Source organism: Vibrio sp. Isolate33, from assembly GCF_022397895.1.
In the GTDB taxonomy this organism is placed as follows: Bacteria; Pseudomonadota; Gammaproteobacteria; order Enterobacterales; family Vibrionaceae; genus Vibrio; species Vibrio pomeroyi.
Map to the genome: position 1 here is coordinate 378,794 of NZ_JAKEUP010000003.1, position 24,853 is coordinate 403,646.

Sequence of the window (24,853 nt, forward strand, 5' to 3'; positions counted from 1 at the left end):
CCTGTTATTAGAACGCGCTTATTTTGAAAAAAGTTTTGTTGCTTAGAAGGCTAAATAGAAGATAAAGCTATTTTGACGAAACGAGGCAATTATAGACTAAACCCTAACGCTCTAGACTGGACGGTTGGTATGCATCTCGCTACACTAATCATCATTCTCGGCATAAAGAGTAAGACCAATGAAAGACATGCGACAAGCTATGCTCGATGCAGGGTTTAGCCTTATTAATGAACACGGATTTGCTGGCGTTGGTCTGATGAAAATCATCAACCAAGCCGAAGGGACCAAAGGTTCTTTTTACCATTACTTCAAATCCAAAGAGCACTTTGGCGAGATCCTTCTAGCCAACTACTTTGATGATCACCTAGTTAAGCTTGATGACTTTCTCTGTGATGAAACTCTGTCTCGTCGTGACCGCGTTAAAACGTACTTCGAATTCTGGTGTGCATCGAAACTGACTGAAGACTTCAATATTCAATGCCTTGTGGTCAAGCTAGCAGGTGAAGTGTCTGGATCTGCTAATCCGTTACAATCAACCATGGCAGAAGGTGCAGAAAAGATAATCCTACGTATGGCTAAGCTATTCGAAGAAGGCAATGAAGCGGGTGATTTCAATATCGCAGAACCTGAAACGCTATCTCGCACGCTTTATGGCTTATGGCTAGGCTCTACGTTAATGGCAGCGATGCAGCGCAACCGTTCGATTCTGAACAATGCCATGAAAGAGACATTGCTAGCGATGAGTTCAAAAGATTAACCCGTTCCTACACGCTAAGAGGCTCGCTTTATATGGCGAGCCTTTTTCTTTTCAGGCTTGTTCGTTTTCTACCTGGACTTATTCTTTTTCTAACTAGGCTTTTACTTATCACGCAATCGATTTGCTTATCCCATCCGCGGCACTATGTTATTGGCTTTTAGCAAAGCATTGAGCACCGGGTCGATATGCTGAAAGAACTTGAGCCACCCTTCACACAAGTAATTTAGTCCGGCTTCGCCATCACGACTGTTGATAATTCGGTTCTTGGGGCACTCACCATGACAAGCAAATTTAAACTCACAGGTTTGGCACTGCTTTGGCAACGACTTTTGCTTCGCGAATCCAAAGGTTTGCTGAGCGGGTGAAAATGCTAGCGTCGATAGCGGCTTCTCATGAATATTGCCCAACTGAAACTCAGGAAAGACGTAGTGATCGCATGAATACACATCACCATTAGGTTCAACCGCTAACCCCTTTCCGCAGATCTCACTCAAGGTGCACATGGAACTGTCTCTTCCCATCCACACACCGACGAAATTTTCAAAGTAAGGCACAAGCACTCGGCCAAAATCGTGTTCGAACCACTCATCAAAAACCGTCGAGAGAAACTCTCCCCATTGCGCTGATCCGACACTCCACGACTCCACTTCGCCAGAGACCGGAATGATCGCCTGTTGGTTGCTCAACCATTGATTGTTGGTGTGAGCCTCGCGCTTATCCACCACTGGGATGAACTGCAGCTGCTTTGAACCCACTTCGTCACGCAGAAAACGATAAACCTCTAACGGGTATTTGCCCGTCACATCATTCACACAGGTTAAGGTCGCAAACTCAACGTTATGTTTTTTTAAATAACCGATTCCGCGAATGGTTTGAGAAAATGTTCCTTTACCTGCACGGTTGGTTCGGTATTGATTATGTAGATGCTCGGGGCCATCAATGCTTACACCAATGATAAAGTCATTGTTCTTGAAGAACTCACACCAATCATCATTCAACAAGGTGCCATTGGTTTGAAGGTCGTTGCTGACCTTGCTGTGGCTAGGGCAGTATTTTTTCTGTAATGCCACCACCCTTTCAAAGTACTCAATGCCGAGCAGAGTTGGCTCTCCACCATGCCAAGAAAAGATAATCTCCGGCGTATTCTGCCCCTCAATGTACTGCTTGATATAGAGCTCTAGCAGCGCTTCATCCATCACATATTGAGATCCTTTTGGGTATTCAAGCAACTGCTGTTTCTCTAAGTAATAACAGTAAGAACAACTGATGTTACACACCGCACCAATAGGTTTTGCCAACGCTTGAAGCTTGCTGTGCGCCTTGCCATTAAATTGCGGAACCGAACTCAGGTTTGATAGTGATAAGGTCGTCATGAAGAATTCCTCGATGTAAAAGTTATTGTATTAGCTAAAACAATTCGTAATTCCTTTACACGGTGTTCATCAGCCAACCAAGCTTGATAGCACTAGGTTGGCCGAGTGGTTTGTTTCCTCTATTTCACGTTCTCAAACGGGTTCCACGCTTCATCAACTGGCACAATGTTTTGCGCTTTTTCGTACTCTTGATACTCAGCAACCATCTCTAGGAACAAGTCTGGCATTTGGTTTCTTAAGTCATGCTGCTCAGCCGGATCCTGTTTGGTGTTGTACAGATGCCATTCACTGTCACCGCCCATGCCCGTAGAGATTCGGATGATCTTGTAATCCCCTTTGAGCAAAATGCCGCTACCAAACAACTCAAATGGAATCGCATTATCAGCATTGTGTACCTCCGCCGTTTCACCTTTAAAGTAAGGCAACAAGCTCACGCCACTCATCGGTGCTACTTCTCGACCTTGATACTCTGTTCCTGGATGTTCTACATCCGCAATTTCAAGAATGGTGGCTGCGATGTCTTTTACTTGTGACAAGTCATCGGTTTGGGTGCCGGGTTGTAGCGCTTGCTCGCCCTCTAAGAGCGCTTTCGCAGGCTTAACAATGAAGGGCACTCGAATACCCCCTTCTGCCGTGTACGCTTTATACCAAGACAGACCACCGGTTGAAGCGCTTGCCCATTCAGGACCTAATGAAACGCTAGAGTTGCCTTTCCCTAGGTTTTCCGTCGAGTTATCAAAGTGATGCGCCGTCCATGTACGAATCAAATCACTTATGTTTTCACCGGTAATGTCCGCAGCTTCAGGGCCGTTGTCTGCCAGATACATGATGTAAGTATTGTCGTATTCCCCAATCTCTTTTAGGTAATCGACAACCTGACCGACTTGTTGGTCTTGCATCTCCATCATGCCCATTGCCACCGCCATCTTCTTGCCATACCACTCTTGTTCTTTCTCAGACAAAGAGTCCCAAGGACGACTTAATGCATTACGACTTGAGATATCGGCATCTTTAGGAATGACGCCCATCTCCTTCATGCGTTCAAAGCGGTCTTCACGAATCGAATCCCAACCATGCTTGACGTAGTAGTCGACCTTGTCTTGATACGCCGATTCTGGCGCTTGCAGCGGAAGGTGTATCGCAGTGAAAGGAAGATAAGCGAAGAAAGGCTTACCGTCGTCTTTCTTACCATCGATCATCTTGATGAGTTCGTTGGTGTAAACTTGGTCTGAGTACTCGCCTTTGTATTTATCCTCAACCACTTCACCGTTTCTGTAGGTCGGCTCAACTTCAACGCCGGGAATGTCGCCTTTTTGAAGCGCTTCAGCGGTAGCCGCGTTTTTGGCTGGGAACATCATGTCGCGGTTAAAGTGATTCGAACCACCCGCTAAAATACCGTAACTCTCCGAAAAACCTCGGTCATCAGGCAGGAACCCATCATCATGACCTAAATGCCATTTACCCGATAAATACGTGTTATAGCCATTTTCTTTGAGCAGCGTAGCCACGGTTACGCCCTTCTTGGTCAGGTAACCTTCATAGCCCGGCTTACCAATCGCGCCCGGATAGACAGCATAATCAAAGGTACCTAGCCCAACCTCGTGGCTGTTCGCGCCAGTTAACATCATTGAGCGAGTGACTGATGAGGTCGGTGATGCATGAAAGTTGGTGAATTTAACCCCCTCTTCAGCAAGTGCCATCAAGTTAGGTGTTTCGACTTCTGAACCATAAGGCTGGGTATCAGCAAAGCCAACATCATCACCGACAATAACAACGATGTTCGGTTTTTCTGATTCGGCGGCGAGGGCGGCGCTACTTGCGGCTGCCATCGCGGTGAATAGTAGGGATTTCTTGAATGTCTGCATAAGACGTCTCCAATAGCTGTGAATAATTTTTCTATGATTAACTTTTTCTGTGACTAATCTGAGTTAGTGCGCGGCTTGGGACATCCAATGTAATAAGTCGAGCGCAGGGTCATAATCTTGAGCGGCTGCCAAACCGATCCAAGTGACAGCTTCCGCTTGGCTAACCTGAACGCCACTTCCGGAGAAGTACATTAGGCCAAGCTGTGTTTGAGCTTCAGGGCTACCGGCACTGGCTGCGGTTTCAAACCACTCCGCCGCTTTCTCGTCATTCTGCTCAACACCATCACCGCTCAAATACCGATAAGCGAGAGCAAGTTGTGCTTCAGAGTGTCCTTCATAGGCTTCATCCAACACCTGAACGACATCTCGGTGCTGTTCAGACAAAGCCGTGGAGCTCTCGCTTCCAACACTTGCCTTGGCAAAAAACAGAACCGCCAAAACACCAGTCAGAATCGCGGTAGTTAAACGTTTATTGAACATTTATTTCCTCCTCAGGAATAAAGGTCACAACGTCCCTGTCGCTTGAATTAGGTGAAAAGTAGGAATGGCGCGATGATGCACAAGCTCGATAGCAATACGTTTTCAATCTTCATAATTAGTCCTCGATTTACAGTGAGTTTTTGGATGCTTAATCAGACGACTAAATTGATTTTTCTATAATCTGTTCAATCGTTTTTTTTGAGATTGGGTAGAACTGGAAGCAGATATCTTTCTCAATCGCTTGAGCAATATTGCGCTTCTCTTGATCATCAAATTCCCAGCTACTGAAACGCTTCATCGCACCAACTTGGGTTTGGAAGTTGTGTAAGAAATCCAACACTCGTTGGTAAATCATCTCGTCCGTTCCAGTGCTCTCTAGCGAGAATGCTTGAGCCAATTTAATTGCATTCGGCATATAGAATTCCGGCAGGGCTTCAATCACAACCGGCATCAATACCGTGTTGGCATCGCCGTGCGGGATATGGCTAATCGCACCAAAGGCATGGGCACAGTTATGGATAGGGATGCCACCTAGCGATGAATAAAACGCAGAAATAGCCATCGTGCTTGCCTGAAGAAGATTGCCACGCGCCGTTAGGTTTTCAGGCTCCTCAAGTGCCACGGGTAAGTTTTCAACAATCAATTTTGCAGCCTGAATGCCATAAGCGTCGGTAAAGGCATTGCTCATTGGAGAAACAATGGCCTCAACGGCGTGCGTTAATGCATCCATCGCGGTCGAGCGAGTCAGGTGAGCAGGCAGCTTGGTGGTGACGGTCGGATCAAGAATCGCAATGTCTGCCTCTAAACCAGACGCCACTAAGCTTGCCTTAATGTTTTCATGCTCGTTGTAAAACACCGCAATCGGAGAAGCTTCAGCGCCAGTGCCAGCCGTTGTTGGTACGGCAATATGAGGCACTCGAATGTCTTCGTTATTTGGCCACACTTCCATAAAGCCACCGCCAGCAATCACGGTACGGATATCATCAATCTGCTTATGAAGTGCGTATTTCACCCCCTTAGAAGCATCAATCACACTGCCCCCACCAACTGACAAAATAGCGTCTGCATTTAAGTTGTTAGCAAACTCAATCGCTGCGTTGATGTTGTCGCAAGTCGCGTCTGGCGCAATATCTGTGTACACACCAACGAGCTGAGTCGTTTGTTGATTTGCTTCTGGATTCACCATCTGGGTTGCAAACAACGCTGAGAATTGCTCAACAAAGCCTAAAGACTCCAAACCTTTGTCAGAAAAAAGCACGACCCTTTTTGCGCCTAAGCGAGCAAACAGAGAAGGGATATTTTCGATGCCGTTCTCTTGAGCATGAACAATGGTTTTCAGTTGAAAGTTAAAGTTATTGGTAGTCATAGTGTTTACCTCGTTTATGTTTGATGACTAAACAATAACCAATACAAACCGGTCGGTCTAGAGTGTTAATGTCAAAGATATGTCAATTAAGATCATTGAGGATCATTTGCCGAAAACGAAAAAAAGCCCGCAAATGCGGGCTTAGGAATATTAGATTCAACGAGTTGAACGACAGAGGTTAACGCAAGTGAGCGGGTACCTTTGTTTTGTCTCGATTGAGATAGTAGTAGAGATAAACCAAAGAGTAGACGGTCACAAACGCATCAAGCGCAAACACACCACTCCAACCATAAAACCACTCATAGTCATTAATGCAGACGTTGTATAAGAAGATGCCAACAAACATCGACTTCTCAAATGCGCTGTAAATCATGGTCGAAGTGCGCAACGATTTGTACTTGGCCGAGAACATCAGCAACACACCAATACAGCCAACCATCACACCCCAGTGCTGATAGGTACCCAACAGATACTCTTTATTTTCCATCATCGTATCGTTGTAAGAAAACAGAGTCTGCATACTCCAATCCGGCGCCAAGAAGGTGGAAAAAGCAGTGGCGGTTAAGAATCCAGTAATCATCAAATACGATTTCATGGTTCGTTCAAAAAAGCGTTCCAACATAAAATAACCTCTAAAAATAACTTCTTAATAATGAATAACGTAATGACAGAAATGATTTACTTACCAAGCATGCTCATCACTGCTGTTTTTAATTCGTTGTCTTCTTTTGCAAACAGATGCTTAACGCGGTGATCTAAGCCTGTTTCCAAGACGGTTTTAGCGTGAGAGAAGGTGATAAATCCTTCTTTGCCGTGATAATTGCCCTGACCTGACTCGCCTATACCACCAAATGGCGCGTCATCAACGGCTAAATGGAAAACACAGTCATTGATACACATTCCACCGGAATGAACTTGGTGCTTAACCTGAGACTGTAAACTCAAATCAAAACTCATCAGATACAGCGCCAAAGGCCTTGGTTTGCTATTGATGATTTGGAACGCGTCTTCAATATTGCGATACGTAATCAACGGTAATAGCGGGCCGAAAATCTCTTCGTTCATCACCTTGGATGACAGGCTTGGCTCTACAATCAGATGCGTCACCAGTCGTTGGCAATCTAAATCCATCGCGTCGTCATGGCAGGCCACGGTTCGCGTTCCTGCTTGTTGTTCTTCATTCAACAAACCCACGATGCGGTCGCATTGGCGAGGGTTAATTAGGGACGTCAAATTCTCGGAATAGACCCCTTCATCAAACAGCAGTTGGTACTGTTTTTTATATTCCTTAATAAAACCTTCGAGCTTATCTTCAGGCAGCAATACGTAGTCAGGCGCGACGCATACTTGGCCGTTATTGAGACTCTTGCCGTAAATGATTCGCTCGACCGCAATATCGATCGGCATGTCTTCTGCCACGATAACTGGCGACTTGCCACCTAGTTCAAGAGTAACGGGAGTTAGCGTGTCAGCCGCTGATTTCATTACTTGACGACCCACTTGGGTTGAACCCGTAAACAGAAGATGATCAAACGGCAACGCGGAAAACGCAGCAGCAATGTCAACCTCACCTTCAACCAAACACACCTCATCGGCATTGAAAACTTCATCCAATAACTGTCTTAAAACTTGATTGGTTGCTGGCGTAAATTCACTCATCTTGATCATGGCGCGATTGCCTGCGGCCAAGGCTAAAATGAGTGGACCAACCGACAGCATGATAGGGAAGTTCCACGGGGCAATGATCCCCACTACGCCTTTAGGCTGATAAACCACTTCAACGCGAGAAGTTGAAAGCAAAGGCCCTGAGTGGCGAATAGAAGATGTCGACCAATGCGGTAAACACTCGATGGTGTGATCGATATTGCCTAAACAAGGAAGTATGTCGGCCATCAAAGTATCTTGTCGGCTACGGTGACCATAGTCCTCACTTACCGCGACACACAAACGGTCTGTGTAATCGATAAGAGCAGATTTCAGCGCAAGCAACTGTTCTATTCTCACCGGCACAGTGGGCATCGGATCATCTGCAAAAGCTTCCTGCATACTCTTCAACGTCGCTGTCATTGGTGTAGCCGTCAATTCATGTTTCATACATCACCTCGTGGTTAAGAGAGGCACACAATAATACACAACAAACCGGTCGGTCTAGTGTTATTTTGTCAGAGAATCGTCAATGATTTTGTGAAACAAGCGAGTAGATATTGGACACATTAGAAATGAGAAAGCTTAAGAATTTAAAATAGAGAGGGATAACTAGAAGGTGGGTTGGATTTATATAGACGAAGGAATAGGGACAGCAAGATCAAAAATGGCCGCTCAAAGCGACCATTAAATATTATCTTAATACATTGTTTTTAAACAATTAATTAAGATAACCAACTAGCTTTTAGCAACGTTGGCAATGCCTTCAAGCTGCAGAACTGGAGCTGCGTCGATGTCTTCTGCATTCATCATTGACGACACACGTTGCATCGAAGAAAGCAGTAGGCTTTGCTCCCACGGTTCTAGGTTTTGGAATTTTTTAACGAAGTTATCTTGCAGCGGCGGTGGCGCATTGTTTAGCAGCTCTTGGCCTTTTTCCGTCAAGTTCGCATGCACTTTACGACGGTCAGCAACACTACGGATACGTTGTACGTAACCATTCAACTCTAGGCGATCGATGATCGTCGTGGTTGTGGCTTGGCTTACATTGGTGTGATTCGACAATTCTTTGATCGTCACATTACCCATTTCTTGGATTGCTCTCATTAGAATTAATTGAGGGCCAGTCAAACCATACTCTTTACTCAGCTTCTTCGAGTGTAAATCGATAGCGCGAATAATTTGTCGAATAGCGACCAGGATTTCGTCATGTTTGTCCAAGATGCAGACCTTTGTACTAATATACTGTGAGTGATTTTACAGCGTCGAAGCGAAGAGCTCTCATGAAATCGGAGTCAGGACCGCTCGAATTACACTGTAAATTGATAAATTACGTCATTAATTTTTCCGCATTGTACTGATGTTCATACTATTCTCAATCTTTTCTATGCCTCTGAATTTGCGCAGGACAACACTTTTGCTCAATGAGTCACGATTTTCGCTCTTATATCGGCTAACAAGGTAACAAAAAGCCAGAAGTCGTTAACAAATAAAAAAGCAGAGCAGTCAAATAGGTAGAGAGATTGTGATGACCTCACTACCTATTTAATGTTTCGACATCTGACTATTTTAGTTCAAAAGATTAAGCAGCACTGTTTAGTTGAAAATTACCTATCAGCGCATTGTAGAACTCGCTGTTATCCAAGATCCCAACCAATTGATTGTCTTCAACCAGCAAAATAGGATGGTTACTGATCTGCTTAAGCTTAATCGCATCACGCATACCAATTTCAGGGCTTGCCACTACGACACTCGATGCGCTGATCGCCGTTAAGTCGTCAGACTCACTCCACTCAACAAGCGCCAACGTCGGCTCACCTTTTACCGATAAAGCACCTTCACTCTGCTCAATCCAGAGATCTTTAGAATCGCAGATCTTCCAGCTTTCATTCTCTTGCGTCAGTGAATCAAGAGGCTGCATCAAAGAGCGACCTTTAAGCACATTCAACGGATTGGTGTGAGCAACAAAGTCCTTCACATATTCCGTTTTCGGCGTCAGTACGATCTCTTCCGGCTTACCGTGTTGAATCAGTTTGCCAGACTCCATGATCGCGATGTTGTTACCAATCTTCAACGCTTCATCAAGGTCGTGACTCACGAACAGAATCGTTTTGTTAAGTTTGCTTTGCAGTGTAATCAGTTCATCTTGAAGCTGAGCACGAATCAATGGGTCAAGCGCCGAGAACGGCTCATCCATCAATAGAATGTCAGTGTCCATGGCAAAGGCACGCGCTAAACCGACACGTTGCTGCATACCACCAGAAAGCTCATGTGGGAATTTCGTTTCCCATTCGGCTAGGCCAACCATTTCAAGCTGTTCACGCGCCTTAGCACGGCGAACATCTTTAGCGACACCTTGCATTTCAAGGCCAAACGCCACGTTATCCAACACGGTTAACCAAGGCATTAAGGCGAACTTTTGGAACACCATAGAAACGCGGTGTGTGCGTAAATGACGCAGTGTCGCTTCGTCGCACTGTTCACCCAAATCAACCTGCTTATCGCCATCTTTGATTGCTAATGAACCACGGCTAATCTCATTCAAACCGTTCACAGCACGAAGCAACGAAGATTTACCCGAACCCGATAAGCCCATCAGCACGCAGATCTCGCCTTCTTCAACCGTCAGAGACACATTATCTACGCCCACAACTTGGCCAGTTTCATCAATGATCTCTTGACGAGTTTTACCTTGGTCGAGTAGCTCAAGCGCTTGCTTCGACTTATCACCAAAAACAACATCAAGATTTTTAATGGTAATCGCGTCCATTGTCTTTTTTTCCTGAGAGCTAGACATGATTAAGCCTCCTTCTGATTGGGTGTTTTGCACAAGCGATCAAGAATGATAGCGACCAATACAATCGCCAATCCGGCTTCAAAACCTTGCGAGATGTTTACTGTGTTCAATGCACGAACAACAGGCTTACCAAGCCCGTCAGCACCGACAAGAGCGGCGATAACCACCATCGAAAGCGACAACATGATGCACTGAGTGACACCTGCCATAATGCTTGGGAGAGCCGCAGGTAATTCAACTTTGAGTAACAACTTCATGCGGCTAGCACCAAAGGCTTTACCTGCTTCAATCAACTCTTCAGGTACTTTGGTCACGCCCAAGTAGGTCAAGCGTATTGGCGCGGCGATAGCAAAAATAATGGTCGAGATTAAGCCCGGAACGATGCCTAAGCCGAATAGAACCAAGGTCGGGATAAGGTATACAAACGTTGGTACCGTCTGCATTAAATCGAGGATTGGACGCAATAAGGTGTAAAGCCAAGGGCGGTGCGCCGCCATAATGCCAACCGGCACGCCAATTAATACGGAAATCGTTGTCGCCGCAAAGACGAGAACAAAGGTTTCCAGCATTTCTTGCCAATAGCCAAGGTTGAGGATGGTCAGAAGCGCCGCGACAACGAAGATCACCAACGACAATTTACGGTGTAAATACCAAGCAATCGCAGCGGTAATCACGATAGGGAGCGCAGGCGGCATCCATTTAAATACATCGACTAAAAACAGAATAACGGTTTCTAAAAAGATAGAAATAGCATCAAAAAAGCCTGCTGCGTTGATTGTTAACCAGTCAACACCAGCTTCCATCCATTGTCCGACAGGGATTTTGTTTTCCGTAATAAAATTCACAATATTGCCTTTTATTATGGGTGGGCTACTTCAAACCAATCGATAAATTGGTCAGCCCACCTTTATTATTTATGTAGCTGTTGAGATAGGTAGAACTAAGCTTTAACTTGTTTTAGGTATTCAGTAACCGCTTGAGTCGCTGATTCGCCTTTATGCGTTTTTACGTTGTCTAACCAAGCTTCCACTTGTTGTGGATTGCTGTTCAACCATTGTTGCGCCGCTTTTTCAGGCTTCACATTCTGGTTCAGAATCTCTTCCATCAACTGGTTTTCCATCTCTAGAGTGAACTCTAGGTTCTGTAGAAGCTGACCGACGTTTGAACACTCAGACAGGTAGTTTGAACGAACATTGGTGTAAACATTTGCGCCACCGTAGTTCGGACCGAAGAAGTCGTCACCACCAGAGAGGTATTCCATCTCAACGTTGCTGTTCATTGGGTGTGGTGCCCAGCCAAGGTAAACAATCCATTGGCTACGACGCGCTGCGCGTGATACTTGCGACACCATGCCTGCTTCGCTTGATTCCACTAGGCTGAAGTCTTTTAGACCGAATGCGTCAGAGTCGATCATCGATTGGATTAGGCGGTTACCATCGTTACCAGGCTCAATGCCGTAGATGCGGTCTTTAAATTTGTCGGCATGTTTTGCTAGGTCTGCGAAACTTTTCACACCCGCGTCGTACACGTATTTAGGTACAGCGAGCGTGTATTTCGCACCTTCAAGGTTGGCACGAACGGTTTCAACGGTGCCCGCTTCACGATATTTAGCAATATCGCCTTCCATGGTTGGCATCCAGTTGCCTAGGAATACATCAATGTCGCCATTGGCCATAGAAGAGTAAGTTACGGGTACTGAAAGCAGGTCTGTTTTGGTTTTGTAGCCAAGACCTTTCAGTAGCTCAGAAGTGACAGCCGTCGTTGCGGTGATGTCTGTCCAACCTACATCAGCAAAGCGCACGTTTTCACATTGCTGTGGCTCAACAGAAGCGTTAGCCGCAAATGCAAATGAGCTGATAGCGAGTGTTGTTAACGTTTTTGTCGCCACGTTCTGAATATTTAGAGTCGTCATAATGGTTCCTTTTGATCTTTCCTTTTGCTGCTCTATCTCAAACGGATAGCGGCAGTACTGCTGACTTTTGACTTATGATTGGTGTTACTATTTTTGTTGTTTTTTAAGCAGCAACAGAGACTTAAGCTTCTCTTACTGGCTTATTGATTCTTTGTTTTTCTTCCCACTCCGGAGCAATCCACACTGGAACGTCTTGTTCTTTAAGCATCGGTTTCCCCAAAATCAAATCGGAAGCGCGCTCAGCAACCATGATGGTTGGCGCGTTCAAGTTTCCGTTGGGAATGGTAGGGAAAACAGACGAGTCGACGACACGCAGATTATCAATGCCACGAACACGACACTCTTCATCAAGCACCGCCATTGGATCGTTATCTGAACCCATTTTGCAGCCACAAGAAGGGTGGTAAGCACTTTCAACATTCTGCTTAACCCATTCATCAATCGCTTCATCAGAGGTTACGTTCAAGCCCGGCTGAATCTCTTCACCACGGTAAAAATCCATCGCAGGTTGCGACAAAATTTCGCGAGTCAGACGAATACAATCACGCCAATCTTGGCGGTCTTGCTCAGTCGAGATGTAGTTGAAAATGATCTCTGGTTTGGCATGCGGATCAGCGGAAGTGATCGCAACTGTACCGCGACTCTCTGGCTTGTTAGGTCCAACGTGAACTTGGAAGCCATGGCCATCAAAAGCCGCTTGGCCGTCGTAACGCATTGCGGCTGGTAGGAAGTGGTATTGAATATTTGGCCACTTCAATCCTTTACGAGAACGAATAAATGCGCACGATTCAAAGTGATTGGTTGCACCCAAACCTTTGCGCGTCAAAATCCATTCCGCGCCAATCATGCCTTTGCTCACCAAGCCAAGCTTGCTGTTAAGCGTGATAGGTTCGTTACAGTGGTACTGGAAGTAAACTTCTAGGTGATCTTGAAGGTTTTCACCTACACCATTCAACTCGTGTTTCAGTTCAACACCCGCTTTTTCAAGCACCGCTTTCGGGCCGATACCAGATAGTTGCAGCAGTTGAACAGAACCGATTGAGCCCGCGGAGGAGATCACTTCTTTGTTCGCTACCGCCACTTGGGTATTGCCTGACTTTTCAAACTCGACACCAACGGCTTTCAGATTTGATTGACCCTGTGCGTCTTGTGACTCAAGTAAGAAACGACGAGCAACGATGCCTTTCTTTAAGGTCAGATTTGAACGCTTCAATGCACGGCGCAAGTAAGCGTTAGAGGTTGAGGCTCTAACACCCTTGTCTACCGTCATGTGCATGGTGCCGAAGCCTTCTTGCTGATAGCCGTTATAGTCTTGAGTTTCTGGGTAACCAGCGTCTTTACCTGCATCGATGAACGCTTGGTAAAGCGGGTTAAGCTCCATATCGTTGCCGTTACATGTACCTACAGGTCCGTTGTCGCCACGATATTCGTCCCCCCCCTTGTTCCACGATTCAGCACGGCGGAAGTAAGGCAAACACGCTTGGTAATTCCAACCCGCTGCGCCCTCTTCTTCCCACTGATCGAAGTCACAAGCGTGGCCACGCACATAAACCATGCCATTGATTGATGAACTACCACCTAACACCTTGCCACGTGGGCAGTGCAGTTCACGCCCATCAAGGCCCGGCTCTTTCTCTGTTTCAAATTGCCAAGCGTACTTTTCAGTATTCATTGGGTAAGAAAGCGCGGTCGGCATCTGGATAAAAATGCTCTTATCCGTGCCACCAGCTTCCAGTAATAAAACGCTATGTTCACCGCTTTCCGTTAGCCTATCCGCTAACACACAGCCGGCCGAACCCGCGCCGACGATAATATAATCGTAGCGTTGTTCCATGTTATCTATTCCCTGAGATGAGTCAGTGGGGCTAGCTACTTTAAGCTAGCCCATTAAATTGAGTATTACGCGTTAGGCATAAGGGCTGGCGTAGTCGCCAAGTTCAATAAGAATGCTCTTAGTCTGCGTATAGTGAAGTAGAGTCTCTGGTCCATTTTCACGACCAATACCCGAAAGTTTGTAGCCACCAACAGGCATTTCTGCCGGTGAATCACCCCACGTGTTCACCCAACAAATACCCGCTTGCATTTGGTGAATAACGCGGTGAGCGCGAGAAAGGTTTTGCGTGAACACGCCAGCAGCAAGGCCGTATTTAGTATCGTTAGCACGGCGAATCACATCGTCTTCGTCCGTAAACTTCATTACCGACATCACTGGGCCAAAGATCTCTTGTTGAACGTGAGGCATGTGGTCTTCGCAATCGACAAACACGGTTGGGATAACAAAGTTGCCGTTTTCGAGGCCGTTGTCTGTCACTTGATAGCCGCCCGTCAGCAAGGTCGCACCCGACTGTTTAGCTAGCTCAATCGCTTCAAGGACTTTTGAAAGGTGTTCTTTAGAAATCAACGCGCCAATCTGAGTTTCCATGTCCATTGGGTTACCAATGATCAGCTTCTCAGTGCGCGTTTTAAGTTGGTCGATGAATGCGTCGTAGATGTTTTCGTGCACATAAACACGAGTACCATTGGTACACACTTCGCCTTGGGTGTAGAAGTTCGCGACCATCGAAGCGGAGACTGCATCATCCAATTTCGCGTCATCAAACACGATCATTGGTGATTTGCCACCTAGCTCCATAGTGACCGATTTCAACGTTTTCGCACTGTCCGCCATCACGGCTTTACCGGTACCAGTTTCACCCGTGAAAGAGACTTTAGCGATGTCTGGGTGCGCCGTTAGCATTTGACCCACACGGTAGTCACCCTGAACCACGTTGAACACGCCATCAGGAAGACCGGCTTCGGTAAAGATCTCCGCAAGCTTAAGCGCGGTTAGCGGCGTTTCTTCTGAAGGTTTGAAAATCATCGAGTTACCCGCAGCAAGCGCCGGAGCTGATTTCCACATCGCGATTTGAATTGGGTAGTTCCACGCGCCAATGCCAGCACAGATGCCCAGCGGTTCGCGGCGTGTGTAGAAAAATTGAGATTCGCTCAGCGGTTGTTGGTCGCCTTGTAGAGTTGGAGCAAGGCCAGCAAAGTATTCAATAACATCAGCGCCAGACGCCACATCCACTTCAATTGCTTCTTGCAGCGGCTTGCCTGTATCAACAACCTCAAGGTTCGCAAGGTCATTGTTTCGAGCCCTAAGGATTTCAACGGCCTTCAAAAGAATGCGACTGCGCTCTACCGCTGTCATTGCTGACCATACCGCAAAGCCACGCTTCGCTGATTCAATAGCACTATCCACATCCGCTGCAGAGGCTTGGCCTAGCGTGGCGATAGGTTCGCCGTTTGCTGGGTTGATGCTATCAAAGGTTTCACCAGACGTAGCTTTGACTGCTGCGCCATCAATGTATAACGAGTTCATTTCCATTTGAGATTCTGACTTAATTATTGTTATTAGACTCTACTGGTCTAGTTTGAATTTCGGGTGTAAGCATTGGTCGTTCTAGTGCTGTTCTAGTTCTAACACTGCGTTCTATTTGGTACTGCACGAGTAGAACGTCAGTTGTTTATCAAGGTAATCGTTGATGATGGCGCGCGCCTTCTGAGCATCGATACCATCTGGGTTTAACGTGCCTCTCAGCCATAAACCATCAATCAGAGACGCGATCCCGTGAGCAACGAGATCTGCTTGTTCATGATTCAAAATACCTTTCAATTCAAGGCGTAAATGCGAGAGCAAACGTCTTTCATTCACGCGCTGAAGTCTTTTTAGCTTTTGGTCATGCATCGAATACGACCAAAATGCCAACCACGTCTTAGCCACCTTATTTTCTGCTTGGTAACCTTCAAAGTTACCGTCGATGATGGCATTAATCCTCTGCTGGTGAGCGTCAGCAGGGAGCGCTTTGAGCGCGGTGGTAATGGTATTGGACAGTTGGCGAAGGATTTCACGCATGGTCTCTTCGAGCAGGCCGTGCTTGCCACCAAAATAGTGATTAATGATGCCGGTAGAGACTCCCGCTTCTTTGCTGATCAAAGCAATACTCGCGGCATGCAAACCGACTCGATCAATCACCGTCATGGTCGCTTGAACAAGCTGTGGTTTACGTATGTCAGGCATCCCAACCTTCGGCATTTCTTAGTCCTTTTATTTTTTATTGAACGTTCAGTTAAATATAAAATGACAGAAATTTAGTTAGGGTTCAAACGATTATTTAAAACAAACCCGTAACAACACAGCATTCAAAAATCAACAACCCAATTAAAAACAATAAGTTAAATATCATTTAGGGTACTAATGAAATCAATTAAAGATTTGAGGTGTGATAGTTAATGGTCAAATGTTTTCGCTCAATAAGAACAAAACTTAACCACTTATCTTCTAAGCCGAAACGAGTAATATTCAGAGAACAGGCATCGTTATTTGTGATTAAGAAAGGAGAGTCGATGGCGTGATTGATCGAGAGTAGGAATGAAAATCAAATACAACGAGAGCACCTTTACAAGTTAGGTGCTCTCATTTTTATCACCGATATCGAAGTAATAAAGCGTGTTTAGTTCAACTAAAAAGCCAAGTGGTAACTATTGCTCGATTGATCCAGTGAGATCACCCAACTTTGCTCTTGCTCACTGCTGCTCATCGGCACCCAACGAGCATAAATTTGCTCCCAGTTCCCATTCACTTCTAATTCCACAACATCGATTTGAGTTGGGTACACCGTAGTGATTCTCGACAAAGGGTCAGCGACAATATCACCGTTACTCATGACAAATGCCGACTCGGAATACAGGTGCAACGCTCCCGAAGTCGTTCCCGTGTAATCCATCGACAAGCTGATTTTCTCACCGACATCAAACGAAAACCCTGCTTGTGCAACAATCTCCGAAGTATCGGTTATCGCTGCAACGGCTGGCTGAGCAGGAGAAACAGGCGTCTGAACCGGCGTTGGCGTAGCTGATGGTGTCTGAGCTGGTGTCGCACTTGTGCTTCCCCCACCTCCTCCTCCGCCACAAGCTGCGACTAACAAAGAAAGAGAACTTATAGTGAATAGCTTAATTGTATAATTCATGATGATCTCCTACTCGTCCGTCGCTGAAATAACTTTGTTGGTGATAGATGCCTTGTACCACTCACCATCTGTCTCACCACTACTGGTTACCCATGCAGGGAACGACGTGTAAGCTTCACTGATATCAATGTACTCAACAGGGTGGTCCCATTCATCACGGATGTTAATCACCCAAGGCATATTGTTGCTGGTCTTAAACGATTCCGAACTAGAAGAACTGTCATCATGGGTATTGAACAAGGCATTATTCATATCGCTGGTGCCAGAAAACGCTTTAAGGTGAGTTTGCCATGTCATACCTGGAGGAGTACCAACAAAATCACCGTGGTACATATCTTCAGCCGCAAAAATGAATGAGTCATAAGGTGGATAGCCGACATCATCACGCGATACTGGCGAGGTAAACTCGACGTACAATTGATAATTGAGAGCATCTGCGTTCTGCGTTTCAGAACATGCGCTTTGTGTTCGGTAGAAGACGCAGCTTTCGGTGAGTTCACCTAAGTTTTCTAGATCCACTCTAAGATCTTCAGACACCATCAGAATCGTTTCGCTGCTCCCCTCTTTTAGAATGGTATGGCCAACAGCAACACCATTTCGAGTCAACGTTGTAGATGCCACGTTAGCAGGCAGAACGTTCGGCAGCTTCAACGCATAACCATTGGAGTAGCCTGCGCCCATTGCCTGAAGGGTATAATCTATAGTTAAATTTTTAAGTTCTCGTTGTCCGTTGAGCTGCTCTGTCACTCGGTAACGCCACACCACATCATTGAAATCATAGTCCCCTTTCAAGGGCCAATTATCCTCAAATGCAATCGTTGCATAGCTGTTCGAGCTTGGGTAAACCGATGTAACTGTCACATCCTCATTATTCTCTTGGACAAGTACTTCGTATTTAGAATCTGTCGTACCGTCTTCATTGACTCCATCAACCGCGGCAAATGGCGTCACTTCAACAGTGAAGATCAAATCATTAAAGTCGTTGTCTCCACTCGGGCGATAAATATCCTCAAAGCCAAGTACTAAGAACTCATTTTCTGTGTCGAGAAAAGCAACATTGTGTCTTCTGTTCTCTGCGGTTGCTTCAGGGTTGATTGAAGGGTAACTGTAAAAAGGTGTCCCCCAACCACTGAGGCTATCTATGTTGTTGTAAGATCCTTCCCAGCCCCAACCATTAGAGATAATGAAAAAAGCCAACGTTTGACCTGCGGTAAGTTGGACACTTAAATCAATCGTATCGCCTTCCTGCATCTCACCAACACTCGCAACGGACGTATTGGGAAACACAATCACATGTGCATTAATGTCGTCTTTGGTCGCCGGTGGGTTGTTAGTATCAAACACGAAGTAACCAAGGGAGTTTCGATAACCCGCCCCTTCATTCAAGAACGTGACTTTTGCCGTCGCGTACTCCGCACCGTTCAACTCGTCGTCAATATCAATGCTCGAATAGCGCTCTGGTGCAATAAAGGCACTGTTCACTGTACTGCCTTCTGGCAACATCGAATAAACGTTGGTTAAAACATCTTGTGGGAGTGAATCCGCTATCGAATACGTATTGTTGGGTTTACCTTTTGCCGAATAGTTTGACGCATCCGCCCCAGACTCAAATGTTAAGTCCGCAGTGGTCAACGCCAACGCAACACACGGCATCAAACAACTAGGTAGTATGATTGAATTCCAATTTCTCATTATGTTCCCTCTTCACTAGCCTCAAACGTGTAAAGAGATATAGAGCAAAGATAGTGCCGGGAATTAATCTTTTACTTAACAGTAATTTAGATATATAGGCTTCGTTATTCTCATTTTGAGAATGAAGTTGAAAGGTAAAGGTCGCTATTTAAGTAGCGACCTTTATTTAGGGTGAGTAAGAGAATGAACAAAGTAACTAACTGTGGTTTATTTACCTATAATCGGCATCGATTGCCATGCCCTTTGATGCAACATTTCGCAGCCAGATTCGGTAATCACGATGTTCTCTTCATGCACCATCATGCGGTTTTTCGCAAATGCCATGCCCGGCTCAAGGGTGAGCACCATACCCGGTTTTAAGACCACATCTCCGTTAGGCACATGTGATGGCCACTCGGTTAGCTGCATGCCTATGCCGTGCCCCATTCTCCCCACATCGTTGCCGAGTGCGCCGTTCTTTTCGAGTACCGACCACATGGCTTGCCACACGTCTCCAGTGGTGCGTCCAGGTTCAGCAATCGCGAGCCCCGCTTCTGTCGATTGATAAACAGCATCGTAAGCTGCGATGGTGTCAGGAGCTGCGTGACCAAAGGCATAATTACGGTCAAAATCGCTGAAGTAGCCATCAAAATTAGCCCCCGTATCGATGATCAACACATCACCTTCTCCGAGTACACGGTCGGTAGGTCCCATGATGATGTTGTCATACCCACCTTGGCCAGACGCGGAAATCAGATAGGGGCAAGCATCGGCACCCAAACGTAGCATCTCCAAATGCATGGCTTTACACGCCTGTCGTTCTGTCATCCCTATCGCGAGATGATGACGAAGATATTCAAAGCCTGCCGCCGTCACTTGGCAGGCGAAGCGTACTTTATCGATCTCGGCTTGAGACTTAACACTGCGCAAGTCTCGAATCATCAGTGACACATCAACCACACTGTGTTGGCTCAGCTTCTGCTGTAACAACGCATAGTTGGCAGCAGGCATACGCAGATGTGTTTCAGGGCCGATCATCGAACCGATTTGGCGAGAGCCCTTGGAGACTTCTGACAACGTAGCCGCGAGCAAAGAGATACCGTCATCTTCTGGTCTTGGTGACGGCCAACTGCGCACATCGTCAATCCATGTATCGTCGAAACCAGCGACACCAATCTCTGGCACCACGGCGATAGGCTTGCCAACCGCAGGCACAACCAAAAACCAAGGTCGAGTTGGGCTTTCCCAGAACTGCGATTTGAAGCCACTGAAATAGCGAAATTCTGGTTCGGTCGTAAAAAACGCAGCATCGATGTTTTGAGCACGTAGACGTTGTTGTAACTCGACAGTACGTTGCTCTAGTTCTGCTGATTCAAACCCTCTCTGCGGAGGTGTTAAAGGCAGTATACTCATATTTCTATCCTTGATTGAATAAGGGTAACTCGACGAATTAATTGAATAAAATATCTCTTGGTAACAGTGCAATACTTGGAAAGAAAATCAGCAAAGCAGACATCAAGATCAAGATAAGGAAAAACGGTAGCGTCCCACGGATGACCTCCATGTAAGGTCGCTCAAAAATCGCTATCGCAGTAAAGATGTCACAACCGAATGGAGGTGTTGCCGACCCAATGGCCATTTGTAGCGTTACCATCACACCGACCAAGATTGGATCAATACCTGCGGCATTAACAATCGGCATGAAAATCGGCGTCAAGATCAGCAAAACCACTAACGAATCCACAAACATACAGCCGACAAAGAAAGTCAGTGCGATAACAAACAGAATGTATTCAGGTGAGGCATCTTCTAGATTAAGAGGAGCGAGTAACTCCTGAGGAATTTGTTCAAACGAGATGTACCAAGAAAACGCCTGTCCAACACCCACCAGCACAAAGACAACGGCGGTAATCAAACCGGTATTTAGCGCTGCATCGCAGATGTCTTTTACGCCAAGTTTGCGATAGAAAATGCACTCAACGATGATTGCATATAACACAGCAAATGAAGCCGCTTCCGTAGGCGTGACTACGCCAGAATAGATACCACCGATAATCAAAGCAGGGAAACCAAGGGGAAGAATCGCTTTCTTGATCGCTTCAATACGTTCGGCAGTGTTGGCCTTTTCAACCAAAGAGATGGTGTCGCTGTGTTTCACGCTGTAGGCATAGCTGTATAACGAGAACAGGCTAGCGAGCACTAAGCCCGGACCAATACCAGCAATAAACAACTCCCCTACACTGGCGTTGGCTAAAGTGCCGTAAAGAATCAAGCCGATGCTCGGTGGAATAAGAAACGCGATGTCACTGGCATTGATGATAAGTGCCATCACAAAGCTGTCTTTGTACCCTGCTTGCAGTAACTTAGGACGCATGATTTGCCCAACCGACACCACGGTCGCTTGGGTCGAACCGGACACAGAACCAAACAAGGTACAGCTGATACACGTAGTAATAGGTAACCCGCCACGCAGGTGTCCAACAAACGCTTGAATCAGACCAAGTAAGTTATAAGCCGTGTGTCCACGCGTCATAATATCCGCAGCCAAGATGAACATCGGCACCGCAATCAGAGCGTTCGGTGAGATGCCCGTAACCATCTGCTGAATCAATACACCGGGCTCAACCTGAGAGAAATGAATCAAGCCAATTAAAGCCCCAACCGCTAACGGCACAATCATAGGGAAGCTCAAAAACAGCAAAATCACCATCACAGAGACAAGAGTAAATGTGATGACATAAATATCTAATTCGCCGGCAATAATGTCCGAGAAAAACTGTGCAACATCGCTCATTCAAACTCACCTACTTTTGTGTTTCTATTTTCAATCACGTCAAATGACACGTAGATTTCTTTGTGCAGTAAGTTCATTAAAAAACTCATGCTGTATTGCAATCCGGCGATGAAAAAGCCAATTGGAATGATCGCGTATACCCAATACACAGGGAACTGCAGGGCTGGACTTAACCGATTGATGTCTTTCAGCTCTTTAACGTAAAAGAACGCGTGGTAGGTGAGATAAAACATCAGCATTGCGGTTAATAACGCAATGATGGTTGTGAGAACTTTCTGAGCTTTAGTACTCAATGAATCGTAGACCGCGGTCATACGAATATTTCGACCTTGGCGCACCGCATAAGCGAAGCCGACGAAGGTAACAGAGACAATCAGAAACTGATTCAGCTCTTCCGAGAAAAATAGGCTTTTATTGAAGGCGTAACGACCAATCGCATTGGCAGTAGAGTTGATCATCATCGCGAGAATGGCAGTCATGATCAGAAAGCGCTCTAGCTTTTCTGTCGCGACACTTATTTTATGTAGCAGTTCTTTCATAGCAGGCAGTGCTCCATACTTCGTTCAGTGACACCAGTCCATTGCCACTATTTGGAGAAGGTTGGGATAAGCTATCCGCTGACACGTATCAACGGATAGCCATCATCCTTACTAACGCTTTTTATTGCGTTGCTGAAGCAGCCTTCACTTCATCTAGGATCTCTTCGAGAATGGTTTTCGCACCCTCACGAGCTGCGCTTTGCTGACCTGCTGGGTAGGCATTCGCCACTACGTCGTAGTATGTCGTGTGCAGTTTCTGGCTTAGCGTTTTAAAGCGCTCGCGCTCTTCATCCGTCAACACAACCACTTGCATATTTGGACGCTCTTTTAAGATCTTGTCCATGTTCTCTTTGTTGATGCGGATCTGATAGTCGTATGCGGCTTGGTCTGCTGCTTTGATTGCTTTGTCGACCATGGCTTGTTTCTCTTCAGACAAAGCGCTGTACCACTTACTGTTGGTCGAAACGGTACTCACATAAGGTTGCTGACCTGGGAACATTAAGTAGTCTTGAACCTCATGCCACTTCGCGTTGTAGATGAAGTAGATAGGGTTAACCATGCTATCGATAGTCTTAAGTTGCAGTGAACCGTACACTTCACCCCAAGAAAGAGGGGTAGGTGTCGCGCCAAACGCTTTGTAGGTTTCAACAGGGATGGTTGAAGTGAAAGTACGGATCTTCTGGTTCGCAAAATCTTCAGGAGTACGGATTGGTTTGTTACCGCCCCATACCATTTCGCCTTCAGACATCATCGACAACAGCTTGAGGTTTACGCTCTCAAACTTAGGTGCCAATTTGTTGTAGATGGTCGGGCTTTCCGTTAACACCTTATGTGTGATCGCTTCGTTTGTACCCAGTACATAAGGCAAGCTCACCGCTTGTACTTCAGGAACATAAGACCCTAAATGACCCGCGCCTACAGACACAAATTGAATCGTGCCTTTAGCAGCCAGCTCTACGATGTCGTTTTCTGTACCCAGTTGACCGTAGTAATAGATGCGAACACGGATGTCGCCATCAGATTCCTTCTTAATCACTTCCGCGAACTTTTGCGCATAGATGTCTTGAACGTCTGTTTTGTCCTCTTCTGAAGCAAACTTCCATGTTTCGGCATGAACGCCAAAAACCATGCTCAAACTTAGCAGTGCTACGCCTAATCGTTTCATCCTGTCTTTCCTTTTATTATCCTAATTACACGTTGGTAACCTTGGTCACTTCACGCGCTTCAGTTTTGGCTGTGTCGACAATAAACTCCGTTTAAAGTAAGCCATCTTGCAGTGCCAAATGCGTCACTGCTGAATCCGTGTTTCTACTTGTTGATTCAAATTTAGTTGCTTCTAATTGGGTCGCTTTTAAATTGATCGTGCTAAACGATCGTTCACCAACTGAATCCAGTAGCTCGCACCGAGCTTTAAGATGCCATCGTTAAAGTCGTATTCAGGGTTATGCAATGCGCAGCCACCGACCGATTCCGTGCCGTTACCCAACAACACATAACAGCCCGGTTTAACGCGAAGCATGCTTGAGAAATCTTCTGAAATAGTCAGTGGGTCGCAGGAGTCATTAACGTTCTCTGCACCAAGCACTTTCTGTGCGGCAGCGACCGAATATTGGGTTTGTTGATCACTGTTGATGGTTGGGTAGAAGGTATTAATGAACTCGAAATCGTAAGTCGCGCCCGCAGCCTGACAGATGCCCGCCACAATCATCTCCATACTTTGTTTGATTCGTTCGAGAGAAGATTCAGTGAAGCAGCGACAATCGCCTTTAATAACCACTTGAGTCGGAATAACGTTAACCGTGCCATCGGTAATAAACTCGGTCGCAGAGACTACAGCGGTGTCGTGGATCGCACTGAGATTACGAGACACGATGGTTTGCAGACCAAGGATGACTTGTGAGCCAACGACGAGAGGATCGACCCCTTGGTGCGGCAGAGCAGCATGCCCACCCACACCATTAATGGTGATCTCAAAGCTACTTTCACTGGCCATTAATGATCCGGGGCGAACCATCAACTCACCTTCCGCTAAGCCGGGGAAATTATGAACTCCATACACTTCATCAATCGAGAATCGCTCAAATAAGCCATCATCAATCATCGCTTGTGCGCCACAACCGTGCTCTTCATCGGGTTGAAAGATGAAATATACAGTGCCATCGAAGGTTGAGTTGCCTGCCAATAGGTTTTCGGCCAAGTAGCTTGCAGCGCCGAGCAGCATTGCGGAGTGTCCATCGTGACCACAAGCGTGCATCTTTCCATCGTGTTGTGAGCAGTGTGCGAAGTTATTTTGTTCATGAATGTGTAACGCATCCATATCAGCTCTCAGACCAATGCTCGCTTCACTCGATCCTGAACGAAGTATCCCAACTAATCCTGTTTTACCGATGTTACGCACCACCTCGATACCAAAACTGTGTAACTTGTCAGCGATAAAATCGGAGGTCAGATTCACATCAAAACCACACTCAGGGAAACGATGTAAATGTTGACGCCACTCCGTCATGCTTTGAATAAGCTGCGAAGACAGTTGGTCTGGTTTGATCGAGAAAGTAGACGGCATAGTAGTAGTCCCAAAGTGTAATTCTTTGTATTAACGTAAATGTGGAGTTAGCTTGGCTGCTCTGAATTTAAACGCGAAGCGAG

General features: G+C 46.1%; 21 protein-coding genes. 1 reads left to right on the forward strand and 20 read right to left on the reverse strand.

Annotated features, from left to right (window positions below):
* Positions 1 to 178: 178 nt before the first annotated feature.
* Positions 179 to 757 (forward strand): TetR/AcrR family transcriptional regulator, encoded by a 579-nt coding sequence (locus tag L1D37_RS08370; protein WP_239847562.1) that lies wholly within the window; start codon positions 179 to 181, stop codon positions 755 to 757.
* Positions 758 to 882: 125 nt separating this feature from the next.
* Here L1D37_RS08370 and L1D37_RS08375 read toward each other — a convergent pair whose 3' ends face one another.
* The 20 genes from L1D37_RS08375 to L1D37_RS08470 form a co-directional block, all read right to left on the reverse strand.
* Positions 883 to 2,130: an anaerobic sulfatase maturase gene (locus tag L1D37_RS08375; protein WP_239847563.1), complete on the reverse strand. Its 1,248-nt coding sequence runs from the start codon at positions 2,128 to 2,130 to the stop codon at positions 883 to 885.
* A gap of 119 nt (positions 2,131 to 2,249) precedes the next feature.
* Positions 2,250 to 3,995, reverse strand: coding sequence for an arylsulfatase (locus L1D37_RS08380; RefSeq protein WP_239847564.1), 1,746 nt, complete (start codon positions 3,993 to 3,995; stop codon positions 2,250 to 2,252).
* 63 nt (positions 3,996 to 4,058) lie between these two features.
* Positions 4,059 to 4,475 (reverse strand): tetratricopeptide repeat protein, encoded by a 417-nt coding sequence (locus L1D37_RS08385; RefSeq protein ID WP_239847565.1) that lies wholly within the window; start codon positions 4,473 to 4,475, stop codon positions 4,059 to 4,061.
* A gap of 160 nt (positions 4,476 to 4,635) precedes the next feature.
* The gene (locus L1D37_RS08390; protein WP_239847566.1) at positions 4,636 to 5,841 is read right to left on the reverse strand and encodes an iron-containing alcohol dehydrogenase; all 1,206 of its coding nucleotides are present in this window, start codon (positions 5,839 to 5,841) and stop codon (positions 4,636 to 4,638) included.
* 178 nt (positions 5,842 to 6,019) lie between these two features.
* Positions 6,020 to 6,463: a hypothetical protein gene (locus L1D37_RS08395; protein WP_048664473.1), complete on the reverse strand. Its 444-nt coding sequence runs from the start codon at positions 6,461 to 6,463 to the stop codon at positions 6,020 to 6,022.
* A 56-nt stretch (positions 6,464 to 6,519) separates the two neighbouring features.
* Positions 6,520 to 7,935 (reverse strand): coniferyl aldehyde dehydrogenase, encoded by a 1,416-nt coding sequence (locus tag L1D37_RS08400; RefSeq protein ID WP_239847567.1) that lies wholly within the window; start codon positions 7,933 to 7,935, stop codon positions 6,520 to 6,522.
* Positions 7,936 to 8,223: 288 nt separating this feature from the next.
* On the reverse strand, positions 8,224 to 8,706 hold the full coding sequence (locus L1D37_RS08405) for a MarR family transcriptional regulator (RefSeq protein WP_017632044.1): 483 nt from the start codon (positions 8,704 to 8,706) through the stop codon (positions 8,224 to 8,226).
* A 361-nt stretch (positions 8,707 to 9,067) separates the two neighbouring features.
* Entirely contained in the window at positions 9,068 to 10,282 is a 1,215-nt protein-coding gene (gene choV, locus L1D37_RS08410; protein ID WP_239847568.1) for a choline ABC transporter ATP-binding protein, read from the reverse strand.
* A 2-nt stretch (positions 10,283 to 10,284) separates the two neighbouring features.
* The gene (gene choW, locus L1D37_RS08415) at positions 10,285 to 11,127 is read right to left on the reverse strand and encodes a choline ABC transporter permease subunit (RefSeq protein WP_004736863.1); all 843 of its coding nucleotides are present in this window, start codon (positions 11,125 to 11,127) and stop codon (positions 10,285 to 10,287) included.
* A 95-nt stretch (positions 11,128 to 11,222) separates the two neighbouring features.
* Positions 11,223 to 12,194: a choline ABC transporter substrate-binding protein gene (locus tag L1D37_RS08420; RefSeq protein ID WP_239847569.1), complete on the reverse strand. Its 972-nt coding sequence runs from the start codon at positions 12,192 to 12,194 to the stop codon at positions 11,223 to 11,225.
* 121 nt (positions 12,195 to 12,315) lie between these two features.
* Positions 12,316 to 14,028 (reverse strand): choline dehydrogenase, encoded by a 1,713-nt coding sequence (gene betA / locus L1D37_RS08425; RefSeq protein WP_239847570.1) that lies wholly within the window; start codon positions 14,026 to 14,028, stop codon positions 12,316 to 12,318.
* 72 nt (positions 14,029 to 14,100) lie between these two features.
* Positions 14,101 to 15,561: a betaine-aldehyde dehydrogenase gene (betB, locus tag L1D37_RS08430; RefSeq protein WP_239847571.1), complete on the reverse strand. Its 1,461-nt coding sequence runs from the start codon at positions 15,559 to 15,561 to the stop codon at positions 14,101 to 14,103.
* A gap of 105 nt (positions 15,562 to 15,666) precedes the next feature.
* Entirely contained in the window at positions 15,667 to 16,269 is a 603-nt protein-coding gene (gene betI / locus L1D37_RS08435; protein ID WP_176679114.1) for a transcriptional regulator BetI, read from the reverse strand.
* 427 nt (positions 16,270 to 16,696) lie between these two features.
* A complete protein-coding gene (locus L1D37_RS08440; protein ID WP_239847572.1) occupies positions 16,697 to 17,203 on the reverse strand; it encodes a hypothetical protein in 507 nt (168 codons plus the stop codon).
* Positions 17,204 to 17,212: 9 nt separating this feature from the next.
* The gene (locus L1D37_RS08445) at positions 17,213 to 18,856 is read right to left on the reverse strand and encodes an LruC domain-containing protein (RefSeq protein ID WP_239847597.1); all 1,644 of its coding nucleotides are present in this window, start codon (positions 18,854 to 18,856) and stop codon (positions 17,213 to 17,215) included.
* A 246-nt stretch (positions 18,857 to 19,102) separates the two neighbouring features.
* Complete coding sequence (locus L1D37_RS08450) at positions 19,103 to 20,287, reverse strand: Xaa-Pro peptidase family protein (RefSeq protein WP_239847573.1); 1,185 nt, start codon at positions 20,285 to 20,287, stop codon at positions 19,103 to 19,105.
* 37 nt (positions 20,288 to 20,324) lie between these two features.
* A complete protein-coding gene (locus L1D37_RS08455; protein ID WP_048610030.1) occupies positions 20,325 to 21,668 on the reverse strand; it encodes a TRAP transporter large permease in 1,344 nt (447 codons plus the stop codon).
* Complete coding sequence (locus L1D37_RS08460) at positions 21,665 to 22,207, reverse strand: TRAP transporter small permease (RefSeq protein WP_048610032.1); 543 nt, start codon at positions 22,205 to 22,207, stop codon at positions 21,665 to 21,667. The genes L1D37_RS08455 and L1D37_RS08460 overlap by 4 nt, the downstream gene beginning before the upstream one ends.
* A 121-nt stretch (positions 22,208 to 22,328) precedes the next feature.
* Positions 22,329 to 23,372 (reverse strand): TRAP transporter substrate-binding protein DctP, encoded by a 1,044-nt coding sequence (dctP, locus tag L1D37_RS08465; protein WP_239847574.1) that lies wholly within the window; start codon positions 23,370 to 23,372, stop codon positions 22,329 to 22,331.
* Positions 23,373 to 23,558: 186 nt separating this feature from the next.
* Entirely contained in the window at positions 23,559 to 24,770 is a 1,212-nt protein-coding gene (locus L1D37_RS08470) for a M20 aminoacylase family protein (RefSeq protein ID WP_239847575.1), read from the reverse strand.
* Positions 24,771 to 24,853 lie beyond the last annotated feature (83 nt).

Excerpts from the sequence above, each read along its gene's own strand:
- L1D37_RS08370 (WP_239847562.1), top strand. The coding sequence starts at position 179 with ATGAAAGACATGCGACAAGCTATGCTCGATGCAGGGTTTAGCCTTATT.
- L1D37_RS08375 (WP_239847563.1), bottom strand. The coding sequence starts at position 2,130 with ATGACGACCTTATCACTATCAAACCTGAGTTCGGTTCCGCAATTTAAT.
- L1D37_RS08380 (WP_239847564.1), bottom strand. The coding sequence starts at position 3,995 with ATGCAGACATTCAAGAAATCCCTACTATTCACCGCGATGGCAGCCGCA.
- L1D37_RS08385 (WP_239847565.1), bottom strand. The coding sequence starts at position 4,475 with ATGTTCAATAAACGTTTAACTACCGCGATTCTGACTGGTGTTTTGGCG.
- L1D37_RS08390 (WP_239847566.1), bottom strand. The coding sequence starts at position 5,841 with ATGACTACCAATAACTTTAACTTTCAACTGAAAACCATTGTTCATGCT.
- L1D37_RS08395 (WP_048664473.1), bottom strand. The coding sequence starts at position 6,463 with ATGTTGGAACGCTTTTTTGAACGAACCATGAAATCGTATTTGATGATT.
- L1D37_RS08400 (WP_239847567.1), bottom strand. The coding sequence starts at position 7,935 with ATGAAACATGAATTGACGGCTACACCAATGACAGCGACGTTGAAGAGT.
- choV (WP_239847568.1), bottom strand. The coding sequence starts at position 10,282 with ATGTCTAGCTCTCAGGAAAAAAAGACAATGGACGCGATTACCATTAAA.
- L1D37_RS08420 (WP_239847569.1), bottom strand. The coding sequence starts at position 12,194 with ATGACGACTCTAAATATTCAGAACGTGGCGACAAAAACGTTAACAACA.
- betA (WP_239847570.1), bottom strand. The coding sequence starts at position 14,028 with ATGGAACAACGCTACGATTATATTATCGTCGGCGCGGGTTCGGCCGGC.
- betB (WP_239847571.1), bottom strand. The coding sequence starts at position 15,561 with ATGGAAATGAACTCGTTATACATTGATGGCGCAGCAGTCAAAGCTACG.
- betI (WP_176679114.1), bottom strand. The coding sequence starts at position 16,269 with ATGCCGAAGGTTGGGATGCCTGACATACGTAAACCACAGCTTGTTCAA.
- L1D37_RS08440 (WP_239847572.1), bottom strand. The coding sequence starts at position 17,203 with ATGAATTATACAATTAAGCTATTCACTATAAGTTCTCTTTCTTTGTTA.
- L1D37_RS08445 (WP_239847597.1), bottom strand. The coding sequence starts at position 18,856 with ATGCCGTGTGTTGCGTTGGCGTTGACCACTGCGGACTTAACATTTGAG.
- L1D37_RS08450 (WP_239847573.1), bottom strand. The coding sequence starts at position 20,287 with ATGAGTATACTGCCTTTAACACCTCCGCAGAGAGGGTTTGAATCAGCA.
- L1D37_RS08455 (WP_048610030.1), bottom strand. The coding sequence starts at position 21,668 with ATGAGCGATGTTGCACAGTTTTTCTCGGACATTATTGCCGGCGAATTA.
- L1D37_RS08460 (WP_048610032.1), bottom strand. The coding sequence starts at position 22,207 with ATGAAAGAACTGCTACATAAAATAAGTGTCGCGACAGAAAAGCTAGAG.
- dctP (WP_239847574.1), bottom strand. The coding sequence starts at position 23,372 with ATGAAACGATTAGGCGTAGCACTGCTAAGTTTGAGCATGGTTTTTGGC.
- L1D37_RS08470 (WP_239847575.1), bottom strand. The coding sequence starts at position 24,770 with ATGCCGTCTACTTTCTCGATCAAACCAGACCAACTGTCTTCGCAGCTT.